At 63.2% G+C, this 12,581-nt stretch carries 9 protein-coding genes; 6 read left to right on the top strand and 3 right to left on the bottom strand.

Annotated elements, in window-relative coordinates; genetic code table 11:
• Positions 1-345: 345 nt before the first annotated feature.
• Both argJ and recQ read right to left on the bottom strand, forming a co-directional pair.
• Positions 346-1,563 (bottom strand): bifunctional glutamate N-acetyltransferase/amino-acid acetyltransferase ArgJ, encoded by a 1,218-nt coding sequence (gene argJ, locus HA052_RS23550; RefSeq protein WP_166453865.1) that lies wholly within the window; start codon positions 1,561-1,563, stop codon positions 346-348.
• Positions 1,564-1,647: 84 nt separating this feature from the next.
• A complete protein-coding gene (gene recQ, locus HA052_RS23555; RefSeq protein WP_081549993.1) occupies positions 1,648-3,453 on the bottom strand; it encodes a DNA helicase RecQ in 1,806 nt (601 codons plus the stop codon).
• A gap of 381 nt (positions 3,454-3,834) precedes the next feature.
• On the opposite strand from recQ, the gene HA052_RS23560 reads away from it, so the two are divergent.
• The 4 genes from HA052_RS23560 (at position 3,835) to HA052_RS23575 (ending at position 8,722) form a co-directional block, all read left to right on the top strand.
• Positions 3,835-4,317: a surface-adhesin E family protein gene (locus HA052_RS23560; RefSeq protein WP_166453867.1), complete on the top strand. Its 483-nt coding sequence runs from the start codon at positions 3,835-3,837 to the stop codon at positions 4,315-4,317.
• Positions 4,318-4,428: 111 nt separating this feature from the next.
• Positions 4,429-5,220, top strand: coding sequence for a ParA family protein (locus HA052_RS23565; RefSeq protein ID WP_166453868.1), 792 nt, complete (start codon positions 4,429-4,431; stop codon positions 5,218-5,220).
• A gap of 45 nt (positions 5,221-5,265) precedes the next feature.
• Entirely contained in the window at positions 5,266-7,854 is a 2,589-nt protein-coding gene (locus tag HA052_RS23570) for a sensor histidine kinase (RefSeq protein WP_166453869.1), read from the top strand.
• Positions 7,829-8,722 (top strand): ATP-binding response regulator, encoded by an 894-nt coding sequence (locus HA052_RS23575; RefSeq protein WP_166453870.1) that lies wholly within the window; start codon positions 7,829-7,831, stop codon positions 8,720-8,722. The genes HA052_RS23570 and HA052_RS23575 overlap by 26 nt, the downstream gene beginning before the upstream one ends.
• A 55-nt stretch (positions 8,723-8,777) precedes the next feature.
• Here the strand turns inward: HA052_RS23575 and HA052_RS23580 are convergent, their stop codons facing one another.
• Positions 8,778-11,048 (bottom strand): DNA internalization-related competence protein ComEC/Rec2, encoded by a 2,271-nt coding sequence (locus HA052_RS23580; protein ID WP_166453871.1) that lies wholly within the window; start codon positions 11,046-11,048, stop codon positions 8,778-8,780.
• A 323-nt stretch (positions 11,049-11,371) separates the two neighbouring features.
• On the opposite strand from HA052_RS23580, the gene HA052_RS23585 reads away from it, so the two are divergent.
• Together HA052_RS23585 and HA052_RS23590 are read left to right on the top strand one after the other, a co-directional pair.
• Complete coding sequence (locus HA052_RS23585; protein WP_019104296.1) at positions 11,372-11,959, top strand: phage tail protein; 588 nt, start codon at positions 11,372-11,374, stop codon at positions 11,957-11,959.
• A gap of 79 nt (positions 11,960-12,038) precedes the next feature.
• Positions 12,039-12,371 (top strand): hypothetical protein, encoded by a 333-nt coding sequence (locus HA052_RS23590; protein ID WP_043642328.1) that lies wholly within the window; start codon positions 12,039-12,041, stop codon positions 12,369-12,371.
• Positions 12,372-12,581 lie beyond the last annotated feature (210 nt).

The following is a 12,581-nucleotide window of genomic DNA, read 5'->3' on the forward strand; positions in this document are numbered from 1 at the left end:
CTTACACCTATCGGTTATTCGTTTTGTTAAAGAGCGGTGCAGATCGCTGCGCTTCGTTTCCGCCGCTGCGTTGTCTGCTGAGGAGGCGAACTATACGTCACGCCCCCTAACCCGTCAACACCTTTTGCGACAAAAACCGCCATTTCCGTAAACAAAATCTACAAACCTTTGATTTGTAAAGAACCGGGCATTATTAGGCAGGAGCGATTTCTTCCGTACCCCCTGCCTAACCTTGCTCCAAGGGGGCGAACTAAATGCGAAAAAGCCCCGTAAACCGGGGCTTTTACTGAAATGGGCGCCGGCTTTCAGGTAGGCGCCCACGCCAAGATGGCTCAAAAGCCTTGTTCAGCTGCGGTAGTCCGCATTGATTTTCACATAATCATAAGAGAAGTCGCAGGTCCAGACCGTAGCCCCCGCCGCGCCGCGCCCCAAGTTCACCCGCACAAGGATTTCCGGCTGGGCCATCACGCGCTGGCCGTCTTCTTCTTTATATAGAGGATTGCGTCCGCCGTTGACGGCGACCAGCACATCGTCCAGATACAGTTCCAGCCGATCGACATCCAGATCCTGCACCCCAGCGTAGCCGATGGCGCACAGTAGGCGCCCTAGATTGGGATCGGAGGCGAAGAAAGCGGTTTTCACTAGCGGGGAGCGCGCGATGGCGTAAGCGACGTCCTTGCATTCTTCGAACGAGCGACCGCCCTCGACCTTGACGGTGATGAACTTGGTGGCGCCCTCTCCGTCGCGGACGATGGCCTGGGCCAACGCCGTGGCGACTTGAACCAGTTCCGCCTTTAACGCTTGGTAGGCTGCCTGCTGCGGAGAATCGATCAACGGACCGCCGCTCTGACCGGTGGAGATCAGGATGAAGCTGTCGTTGGTGGAGGTGTCGCCGTCCACTGAGATGCAGTTAAAGGAAACATCGGCCACTTCCTTCACCAATTGACGCAGCACCGGACGGGTTACCGCGGCGTCGGTGGCGATGAAGCCCAGCATGGTGGCCATATTGGGATGGATCATGCCAGCGCCTTTGGAGATGCCGGTGATGTTGACCGGGTGGCCCTCCAGCGTCAGGCGGGCGCTGACCGCTTTGGGCGCGGTGTCCGTTGTCATGATGGCGCGGGCGGCGTCGGCCCAGTCCGCGCCTTGTCGGCCCGGCAGCGCCACGGCGATCTTGTCTACCGGCAACGGCTCCAGAATCACGCCGGTGGAGAAGGGCAGAATCTGTTCAGGTTGGCAGCCCAGCTCATCGGCCAGCGTCCGGCAGACTTGCAGCGCGTCGCTACGGCCTTGTTCGCCGGTGCCGGCGTTGGCGTTGCCGGTGTTGACGACCAGCGCGCGGATTTGCACGCCGGCGTCCAGATGCTTTTTACAGATTTGCACCGGCGCGGCGCAAAAGCGGTTTTGGGTGAACACGCCGGCAACGGTGTTGCCCTTGTCCAGACGGATGACCAGCACGTCGTTGCGGTCGGCTTTCTTGATGCCGGCGGCGGCGACGCTCAGTTCCACGCCGGGAATGGGGAAGAGATGTTCGCCGCTGACGGGCTTGAGGTTTACTGCCATCTATCGCTCCAGATCAATCAATATTATTCGCATCGATTGTAGCGGATTTGTTCCGCCGGACTGGAAACTAAAACGGCTGGAGAGTCAGCCCGCCTCGGCCGCTGCCGCGCTCAATAATTCGAGCAGCGCCTCGCCGTAGCGCGCCAGCTTGAGTTCCCCCAAGCCATAGACCTTGGCCAGGCCGGCACGGGAAGTCGGATGCTTTTCCACCAGGTCTCGCAAGGTACGGTCGGAGAACACTGCGTAGGCCGGCACATTGTGTTCGTCCGCCATTTGTCGGCGCCAGCCGCGCAGCGCCTGCCACAGCCGCTCTTCGCGTTCGGTGCGCAGCCAACGGTCGGCGCTGGCTGTGCTGCGCGACGCTTTGTCGTCGGCCACCGGCCGCAGATAGACTTTTTCCTGGCCTTTGAGCACGCCGCGGCATTCATCGCTCAACACCAGCGATTGGCCGCGAGCGATGTCGACATGCAGCAGCTTGCGCGCCACCAGTTGGCGAACGATGGAGCGCCAGACGCGTTGGTTGTAATCGCGGCCGATGCCGAAGGTGGACAGCTTATCGTGGCCGTAATGGCCAACGCTTTGATTGGCGCGGCCCAGCAGCACGTCGATCACGTGGCCGGCGGAGAAGCGCTGCTCCACCCGGTAAATGCAGGACAGCAGCTTTTGCACCGCGACGGTGGCGTCGAAGGTGATGGGCGGATGCAGACAGTTGTCGCAATGGCCGCAAGGGCGACTCTGTTCGCCGAAATGCGCCAGGATGTGCTGGCGGCGGCAGGACGCGGCTTCGCAGAAGGCCAGCATGGCGTCAAGCTTGCCTAATTCCACCTGCTTTTGCAGTTCGGCCATTTCCCCGCCCTCTATCATTTGCCGCAGTTGCACCACGTCGTTGAGTCCGTAGCACAGCCAACTGGCGGCGGGCAGGCCGTCGCGGCCGGCGCGACCAGATTCCTGATAGAAGTTCTCCGGGCTCTTGGGCATGTCGATATGGGCGACGAAGCGCACGTCCGGCTTGTCTATGCCCATGCCGAAGGCGACGGTGGCCACCATGACCACGCCTTCGTCGCGCAGGAATTCGCGCTGATTCGTCTCGCGCTGCTGATGGCTGAGACCGGCGTGGTAGGGCAGCGCGTGAATGCCGTTGTCGCACAACCATTGCGCGGTGTCTTCCACGCGCTTGCGCGACAGGCAGTAGACGATGCCGGCGCTGCCCGGGTATTCGTTGCGGATGAAGTCGAGCAGCTGCTTCTTGGCGTTGTGCTTTTCCACCACTTGGTAGAACAGATTGGGCCGGTCGAAGCTGGATAGAAAGACGCGCGCGTCCTGCAGCTTCAAATAATCAATGATGTCGGCGCGGGTTTGTTCGTCGGCGGTGGCGGTCAGGGCGATGCGCGGCACTTGCGGGAAACGTTCGGCGAGGAAACCCAATTGCTGGTATTCCGGACGGAAGTCATGGCCCCAGTGGCTGACGCAATGCGCTTCATCGATGGCGAACAGGCTGATGTTCAGCTGCGATACGAACTCTTGGAAACGCGGCGTCAGCAAGCGTTCCGGCGCCACGTACAAGAGGTCCAGCGATCCGGCGCGCGCCTGGCGCGCAATGTCGCGCGCTTCGTCCAGCGGGGTGGCGGAATTGAGACAGGCGGCGGCCACGCCCTGTTCCACCAGGGTAGCCACTTGGTCCTGCATCAGCGCGATCAGCGGCGACACCACGATGGCGACGCCCGGACGCATCAGCGCGGGGATCTGGAAACAGAGGCTTTTGCCGCCGCCGGTGGGCATCAGCACCAGCGCGTGGCCGCCCTGGGCGACGTGATCGACAATCTCCCCTTGCTGCCCGCGGAATTCGGGATAGCCGAAGATATTATTGAGTAGGGAGAGCGCGTCCTGCATAAGCCGTCTTCTTGCGAGAAGGGGACTATTGTACGGCAAGTGGCCGGCAGCGTCCCGTCTCGGGCGCAATGGGCAAAAAAAGGGCCGCTGGAGTGCAGCGGCCATAAAGTTGGATGGAGACAATGTGAAACGAAGAGGAAAAATGCTCTCGCACTACCATGGACCTGTGGGACACTCGCGAAGTTCCGTTTTTTACATTTATTTTTGGCGTTCTTTTGTAAAAAAATACTTACATGGCATTGAGGATTTTTTGCGGCGCAATGCTGTCGAAGGCTTCCAACCGACAGCCTCCGTCCGGCGCCGCCCAAACCGCTCCGCGCGCCAGGCTTGGAGCCTTTCTTCCGCTGTGCGACACTGACCGACGATTTCGTGGAGGCATCAATGCGTAATATTTGGCCCGTCCTGTTGGCGGCCGCAGTGATCAGCGGCTGCGCCAGCGCCCCCAGCAAAGCACCCAGCCCGTCGACCGTCGGCAAGCCTGTTCAATCCGGCGCCAGCCCGGCCAACGCCGATTGGCAAAATCTGGGGGTTTCCCCCAACGGCAACATTCTGAACGAGCTGGACAAGTTGTCGGTCCGCAAACAGGGCCAGGTGGTCAGTTTCCGAGACCGCAAGACCATCTTCAATCTGAAGAAAGAAAACTTCCTGTCCACGCCGCGCCACAAGGTGTCGATCAATACTTGGCAGATAGACTGCTCGCAACGCACTTTCCGCCTGCTGGACATGGTGTTGTTCGATGAGAACGGCCGCCAGATCGCCAGCTTCACCTATAATGACGCTCAGATAAAACCTATGCCGGTGGTGCAGAATTCGGCCAGCTATCAACAAATGTTGCTGGTATGCAAGGGCGACCCGGGGTTCTAAACCCGCTTCGCCCTGTCCGCTCGCGGCCCGGCCCCGCGGCGCGCCAAACGCGAGCGGACGTCTTCTGCGTAGCGGCCCCGCCGCCCAACCGGCCCCATGCCTGGAGCACCCATGCAAGCGATCCGACGAGTGGTCTTCAATCAAAAAGGGGGGGTGGGCAAATCCACCATTACCGTCAACCTGGCCGCCGTCGCCGCCAAGCAGGGCAAACGGGTGCTGTTGGTGGACCTGGACCCGCAAGGCAACGCCAGCCATTACCTGATGGGATCCGCCGCTAGGGACGAAGCGCCGTCGCTGGCCGGCCTGTTCGAGCAAATGCTGAGCATCTCCATGTTCAGCAAGGAGCCGTCTGACTTCGTCCGCGCCACGCCGCTGCCCGGGCTCAGCCTACTGGCCTCGCACCCGGACCTTGCCGAACTGATGGGCAAGCTGGAAGCGCGCTACAAAATGTTCAAGCTCAAGGAGGCGCTGGACAGTTTGAGCGGCCAGTTCGACGAAATCTGGATCGACACTCCGCCGGCTTTGAACTTCTTCACCCGCTCGGCCTTGATCGCCGCGGACCGCTGCCTGATTCCCTTCGACTGCGATGCCTTTTCCCGCCAGGCCCTCTATAACCTGAGAGTGAACACCGAGGAAATTCGCGCCGATCACAATCCCGAGCTGTTCATTGAAGGCATCGTGGTCAACCAGTTCCAGGCGCGGGCCAGTTTGCCGGTGCGCCTGGTGGAGGAGCTCAAGCAAGAAGGCCTGCCGGTGTTGTCCTCTCCGCTGTCTTCATCCGTGAAAATCCGGGAGTCACACGATGCGGCGCTTCCCATGGTGTACCTGGACCCGCGCCACAAACTGTCTCGCGAGTTCGAAGCGCTTTACCAGGAGCTGGCGCGGGATGGACGGCCGGCCTAGCGTCCCTCTCCCGCCGTCCGCCGGCTCGCGCGGAGGCGGCTCCCCTTGAATCGCCTGAGCTCGCTGCTGGTCAGCGGCCTGCTGAGCGTCGGCCTGCTGTCCGCCGAATACTGGCTGATGATCAACGATGAACGCGCCGAGCTCATCGATCGCCAGCATTACTGGGGCGAATTGAGCGCCGAGTTGCTGCGGGTGCGGATGCAGGCGATGCTGGATCACTCCGCCGTGCTGGCGCAGAGCCTGGCCAACAGCCCTCAGCCGCGTTCGCTGGCCGTGCTCGCGCGCAGCACCATACGCGACGATACGCCGTTCGGCGGTCTGGGCATCATCGAATACGTGCGCCCGGAACAGCGCGAGGCGTTCGAGAGCCGCATCGCCAACAGCATACGCGTATTGCAGGACCGCCATCTGGCGCCCAGCCCGCGCCGCCCGCTGTACTATCCGGTGTCCGGCTACCTGCCGGACGACAGCAACGCCTTGCCGCAAGGTCTGGACCTGGGGGGCGTAGGCAACGCCCGCCGCAAGATGGACCTGGCGCGCCACAGCACCCAGCCGGTGCTGATGCCGACCACGCTGCCCGGCAGCAACGGCAGCCGTCTGGACATCGTCGTGCGGCTGAACGACGACAACACCCTGCTGCTGCTGAATCTGCGCAAGGACAAACTGATCCAGGACAGCCAGCGCGAACCCGGCACCGCCAGCCCGCTGCGCCATGTCCGCATCGTCGCCTGGACCCAGGAGCAACCCGACGCGCCGCTGCTGGACTCCCAGCCCACCCGGCCGCTGCCGTCCACGCCGCCTTTGTACACCATTCGCCACAATCTGGGCGGCAACGAGATCTTGTTCGGCGCCTATCCGCAAGGCGTGGCCAATCCCGGCATGCGGCTGACCCACTGGGCGATCCTGGCCACCACGGCCGGTTTTTTGCTGGCGATGTTCTGGTTCCAGCAACAGCAGGCCCAATCCCGGCGCCGGATGCAGGATCAGCTCAAGCGCAGCCAGCAGCAATTGGAAATGAACACGCGCACGCTGCGCGAGCAGATCAACGACAGAGTGATGTCCGAGCAGGCGCTGGCGCAGAGCGAGGCGCGCCAGCGCGCCATTCTGCAAGCCAGTTCCGACGCCATCATCCTGATCGACCACCAGGGCTTGGTCTTGCAGATCAACCCGGCGGCGGTGCGGCTGATCGGCCAATCGGCGGACATGGTGCGGCAACTGCCGATAGGCAAGCTGCTGGACGAGCTGTACGACCGCAATCCGGCGCGCAGCTTCGAACACATCGCCCAGGAGCACGAGGGCCGGCCGTTCGAGGCCAGCTTGCGCCGCAGCGACGAGCATATGCTGCCGGTGGAGCTATCGCTCAGCCGGGTCACCTTGCCGGACGACTGGTTCTACGTGGTGGTGTGCCGCGACATCTCCATCCGCAAGGAGCAGGAAGCGGCGCTGATCGAACTGAAAAACAGCCTGGCCGAGCAGGTGGAAGTGCAAAGCCGCCAGTTGTCCGCGCTGCTGGACGCCAGCCCGATGGCGATGGCCTACATCGTGGACCGCAATCTGCTCCAGGTGAACCGCGCCTTTCTCGATCTGTTCGAGCAGCGCGAGGAAGTCATCCTCGGCCACAGCACCCTGCCCTTCTTTGAATCGCCTGAGCAATGGGAGCGCACCGGCAAGGCGCTGTACAGCCTGCTCAACGACGGCAAGGTGGTGCAGACCGAGCAAAGGCTGCGCACCGGCACCGGCAAGCTGTTCTGGTGCCGGCTGTACGGCAAGGCCATCAACCCATCGGTGCCTAAGCTTGGCACCATCTGGCTGTACCAGGACTTTTCCGCTCAGCGCGCGCTGGAGGAAACCCTGCGCCACGCCAAAGTGCTGGCCGAGGAAAACAGCCGCGCCAAAACCGAATTCCTGGCCAATATGTCCCATGAGCTGCGCACGCCGCTGCACGCCATCCTAGGCTTTACCGAGATGGGTCAGGCCCGCTCTCGCGGGCAGAACGACGACAAGATGGCGCAATACTTCAGCCGCATCCAGAGCAGCGGCAACCGGCTGCTGACGCTGCTCAACGATTTGCTCGACCTGGCCAAGATGGAAGTGGGCCGCATGGAGTACACCATAAGCCGCAACAATCTGTGCCAATGCCTGCGCGATATCTGCGACGAAATGACGCCGCTGGCCGCGCTCAACGAAATCCGCATTGATCTGAACTGCTCGTCGGAACAGCTGAGCGCCGACATCGATCCCTTCCGCATCGGCCAAGTGATGCGCAACCTGTTGTCCAACGCCATCAAGTTCAGCCCCCACGGCGGTGAAATCGGCGTCAACGCCTGTTTGCGCCAGGACGCCGACGGCGAGAACATCCTCGTCACCGTGGAGGACGCCGGCCCCGGCGTGCCGGAATCCGAGCTGGAAAGCATTTTCGACAAATTCATCCAGAGCAGCAGCACCAAGACCGGCGCCGGCGGCACCGGCCTGGGGCTCGCCATTTGCCGCGAAATCATCACTGCCCACCATGGGCGCATCTTCGCCAGCAATTTGCCGACACACGGCGCGCTGTTCACCTTCATCATTCCGCGCACCCGGCCGGCCGGCGCCACGGAGGACACCAACCATGCCCCACAAACTACTACTCGTTGACGACGAACCCTTCAATCTGGAGCTGATGGCCGAGCTGCTGCAGGACGCCGGCCACGAAGTGGTCCAGGCGGAGGACGGCGAAACCGCGCTGGCCATCTTGCAACGCGAAGGCGAAACCTTCTCCACCGTTTTGCTGGACAAGATGATGCCCGGCATCAGCGGTTTCGACGTGCTCAAACGGATCAAAAGCGAACCGCGGCTTGAGTTTTTGCCGGTCATCATGCAAACCGCCATGGGCGCGGCCTCCAGCGTGCAGGAAGGGCTGGCCGCCGGCGCCTTCTACTACCTGACCAAACCGTTTTCCCGCGACATGCTGCTCGCCATTGTCGAAGCGGCGATAGGCCACTGGGACCGCTACGCCCATTTCCGGGAGCTGGCCAATCTGCACGTCGACGCCTTGCGTCATCTGAACAAAGCCACCTTCACCTGCCGCAGCCACAAGGAAGCCCAAACCGTCACCGCCCTGTTGGCCAAAACCTGCGCCCATCCGGAGCGAGTGGCCACCGGTCTGTTCGAACTACTGGTCAACGCCATCGAGCACGGCAACCTGGACATCAGCTTCGACGAAAAAAGCCACTACATGGCCGAAGGGCAATGGGAGGCCGAGCTGGCTCGCCGCATGCAGGATCCGGTGCTGGGACTGCGCCAGGTCTGCGTGGATTTCAGCCGCGAACCGGAGCAGATGCGTTTCACTATCAGCGATATGGGCGCGGGCTTCGATTGGGAGCGTTACCAGAACGCCGAGCCCGCCTCGCTGATGTCCAGCCACGGTCGCGGCATCCTGATCGCGCGCAAGCTGTCCTTCGACGGCCTGCACTACCAGGGGCGGGGCAATATCGTGGTAGCCCACGTCAATAGCGGGGACTGAGAGTCCGTGCAATGCCTGCCGCGGCGTCCCTCCATGAGTCCGCCAGGCGCCAGGCTCAAGGCGGCTCGCCGCAATCGCCGCGCTCGCGCCAATAACGGCGTTGGCTGTCGCGCAGGCAGCTCCACTCCACCCCGTCGCCGAACGCCAAGGTCAGCGCGCCGTCCAGATCGGTGCGCAGCACGGCGACGCCGGCCTCCTCCACCCGCCTCAGCACGGACGGATGCGGATGGCGGTAACGGTTCAGATAACCGGCGCTGATCAAAATCACTGCCGGCCGCGCCGCCGCCAACCAGGCGGCACCTGTGGAGGTGCGGCTGCCATGATGGCCGGCGGCCAACACCGTGCTGCGCAGGCGCATGCCAGGCTGATCGGCCAGCATGCGTTCCACCGCCTCCGGCGCATCGCCGCTGAGCAAAAGCGCGTACCGCATGCTGGCCACTCGCAAAATACAGCTCCGCGCGTTCTCGTCATTGGTCGGAGCCGCGTCCGGCGGGCCCAGCACATCGAAACGCACCCCGTCCCATGCCCAGCTTTGTCCGGGACGGCAGCCCTCGCCGCTCAATCCCTGCCCCGGCAAGGACTCCGGCTGGCCGGCCAGCACCCGCCCCACCGGCAAAGCCGTAGCCAGCTCGGCGGCGGCGCCGTCGTGATCGCTATGGTGGTGCGACAGCACCAAGCCATCCAGTTTCTTCACGCCCAAGCCGCGCAACTGCGGCAACAAGATTCTCTCCGCCCCGCCAAGGCCGGTATCGAACAACAAGGAACGGTTCCGGGTTTGCACCAGCACCGCCAGACCCTGGCCCACATCCAGCATGGTGGCGCGGAATTCGCCCTGTGCCGGCGGCGGGGGCTGGTAAGCCAACATCGGCAGCAACATCAAAGCCGCCAGCCCTCGTCCCGGCACGCCTCGCGGGGCGATCAGCCACGCCGACCCCAGCAAGGCCAGCAAGAACAGCGGCAGAGGCGTTCCGGCCAAAGACAAGGCCGGCGCTTGCGCGAACCACTCCACCCCCCAATAAAAGCCGCGCACCAGCCAAGCGGCCAAATGCAGCGGCCACTCCAGCGGCAACAAGGCGGCGGCCAAAGCCAGCGGCGTCAGCAACAACGACACATAGGGGATGCCCAACGCGTTGGCCAGCGGCGACACCAGCGGAATGCCGCCGAACCACCAAGCTAGCGGCGCCAGCGTGCATACGCCCGCCGCCCACTGTCCCGCCAACGCCGCCCGCCATTTGCCCGGCGCGCGGCGTCTGGCGATGGAACTGGCCATCAAGGCGGCCACCAGGCCGAAGGACAGCCAGACGCCAGGCGCCAGCACACAGAAAGGATCGATCAGCAAGACCACCGCCAAGGCCAGCCACCAGATGCGAAACGGCGACAAGCCGCGCCGCAGGCACAGGGAGGCCAGCCCGACGCCCAGCATGAACAGCGTGCGCTGGGTCGGCACCGAAAAACCGGCCAGCAAGGCATAGGCCGCCGCCGTCAGAAAAGCTCCGCCGGCAATCAGCAAGCGCGGCGGAAAGCCCAAGACCGGCAGTCTTCGCGACAGCCAGGCCAACGCCGCCGCCGCCAAACCCGCCAACATGGTGATGTGCAGGCCGGAGATCGAAACCAGATGCGTCAGCCCGGTGGCGGCGAACAAGCCCCAATCCTCTCGCGCCACGCGTTGTTGCGCGCCCACCGTCAACGCGGCGATCAAGGCCGCTTCGCGCGATTCGCCCAACACCCGCTCTATGCGCGCCACCAAGGCGGCGCGCGCGCGATCCACCCAGGCCAGCGGCGCGCGGCTGTCCTCCAGCCGGCGCTCGCCCGGTCTCAACGAACCGCTGGCCAACACGCCTTCCGACCACTGCCATTGTTCCACGTCGAAACCGAATGGATTGGCCGTGCCGCGGCTGCGCTTGAAGCGCGCCTCCGCCCGCCAGCGGCTGCCCGTCGGCCAATCCCGTTGAAGAAAATCCGTCAGCCGCACGGTTTGCGGCAAGTTGACGCCCGGCGTCAGCGTGCGCTCCACCTCCATGATCAGCCGCGTCCCATACTCGCCGGCCTGCGGCAGGCCACGCACTTCGCCTATGAAGACGATGGAACGCTGCTGCCAGTCGGGCGGCAGTTGCTGCGCCATACGGTAGTCGGCGCGCCAGGCGGCGTAGCCCAGCCCCAGCAGAAAGGCGGGAATCAGGGTGGCCCAAGGCCGTGCCCGCGACGGCAGACAGGCCGCCAGCGCCGCGGCGCCCACCGCCAGGCCCAAGCACCCCGTCGCGGTGGGCAAGGCCGGCAAGGCAGCGCAAATGGCGATGCCGCATAGCAGTGCGATCAAGACAGGCATGCCGGCATCTTAGACAGCGATGCCGCGCCATCGCAATCTATTAAACACATTCACTAAACTACCGGCCACTCATCATGCTATATGTATTTTTCGCGCGCAAAAATCGCACTCATAGCAGATAAATATCAAAAAAATAACAAGTACAAATGCGTATTGCATTAGCAGGCCGCTGGGCTACACCTAGGACAAGCGCTTTCAAAAACGCCCGGTCGCCGCGACGCCCCGCTTGGCCCCGAGCAGTCTGAAGCGCGGCAGCCGGCCTCACTTTAAACACCGTTTTCCCATCTGGCAGCTGCCAGGCGGATCACTCTCAGGAGGAACACATGGACGCATACATGGGGACCATTACGGTCTACGGCTTCAATTACGCGCCGCAGGACTGGGCGCTGTGCCAGGGCCAGACCTATCAGGTATCGCAGTACGAAGCCTTGTACTCGCTGCTGGGCACGCTCTATGGCGGCACCGCGTCGCAAAACTTCAAGTTGCCCAATCTGACCGGCCGCATGGCCATTGGCACCGGTCCCGCCCAACCCGCCTATAATCTGCCTGCCTACAACCCCGGTCAGTTCGGCGGCACCCAAAACGTGGCGCTCAGCGTGGCCAACTTGCCGGCTCACTCCCATACCGCCACCTCCATGGCGGTGACCTTCCACGCCGCTGGCACGCCGACGCCTGCCACCCCGGCCAGCGCGCCCAGCGCCAGCAATCCCTACTTGGGCGCTTCCGGCGCCGGCACCGGCTTGGCCACCATCTGGTCCACGGCGCTGAACAATCCGGTGTCGGTGCAAGGCTTGTCCGCCACCGGCAATACCGACCTGACCGGCGGCAACGCTCCGGTCAGTGTGCTCAACCCCTTCCTGGCTCTGAATTTCTGTATCGCCATCAACGGTCTGTATCCGGTTCGTCCATAATCACAATATGCGGCCCTCGCCGCTTCCGGCCGCCTCTCCGCCGCAGGGGCGGCGGCCTTTGCCTTCAGGGGACTTCGCCATGCTCGCCACCGTCCAAGCCGAAGATTTCATGCATCTGCTCGGCAAGCACTGCATCTTCCGCAACCCGCAACATCCCGATATTTCGCTGCAAGTGCAGGCCGTCAAGTTGCGGCCGCAGGCTCAATCGCCGCACCAGACCGCGCGGCGCACTCCTTTTGTGGTGGAGCTGGCCGCCGAAGGCGCCACCAATCTGGAAGACGCGGTGGGCCAGCTGGAGCTGCCCGCCACCGAGCACAGCGACGCCATCCGCCTGGATTTGGTGTGGATAGGCCGGGTGATTCCCGCCGGACGCGACCCGGCGCTGGCCTACTTCCAGCTGCCTTTCAACTGAGCGCCTGTTCAAGCCCCCCCTCGGGAGATCAAGATCGCAAACAGGTTCGTAAGAGCCTGTTCAAAGTCTCGCGAGCAAAAGCGAGACAAGGCGAAAACGAGCGAAAAAGCGGAATGTACAGGTGGTACATGAGCATTTTGAGCTCGTACTCACCGTGCAACGCTTCACGACGCGCAGCAGATCGTAAACAGGTTCTAAGCCGGCCCGCCG

It is taken from the genome of Chromobacterium fluminis, assembly GCF_011602385.1.
Lineage (GTDB): Bacteria > Pseudomonadota > Gammaproteobacteria > Burkholderiales > Chromobacteriaceae > Chromobacterium > Chromobacterium fluminis.

What these genes read in the sequence shown, in the direction of transcription:
- recQ (WP_081549993.1), bottom strand. Translation starts at nt 3,453, where the DNA reads ATGCAGGACGCGCTCTCCCTACTCAATAATATCTTCGGCTATCCCGAA.
- HA052_RS23585 (WP_019104296.1), top strand. Translation starts at nt 11,372, where the DNA reads ATGGACGCATACATGGGGACCATTACGGTCTACGGCTTCAATTACGCG.
- argJ (WP_166453865.1), bottom strand. Translation starts at nt 1,563, where the DNA reads ATGGCAGTAAACCTCAAGCCCGTCAGCGGCGAACATCTCTTCCCCATT.
- HA052_RS23580 (WP_166453871.1), bottom strand. Translation starts at nt 11,048, where the DNA reads ATGCCTGTCTTGATCGCACTGCTATGCGGCATCGCCATTTGCGCTGCC.
- HA052_RS23590 (WP_043642328.1), top strand. Translation starts at nt 12,039, where the DNA reads ATGCTCGCCACCGTCCAAGCCGAAGATTTCATGCATCTGCTCGGCAAG.
- HA052_RS23565 (WP_166453868.1), top strand. Translation starts at nt 4,429, where the DNA reads ATGCAAGCGATCCGACGAGTGGTCTTCAATCAAAAAGGGGGGGTGGGC.
- HA052_RS23560 (WP_166453867.1), top strand. Translation starts at nt 3,835, where the DNA reads ATGCGTAATATTTGGCCCGTCCTGTTGGCGGCCGCAGTGATCAGCGGC.
- HA052_RS23575 (WP_166453870.1), top strand. Translation starts at nt 7,829, where the DNA reads ATGCCCCACAAACTACTACTCGTTGACGACGAACCCTTCAATCTGGAG.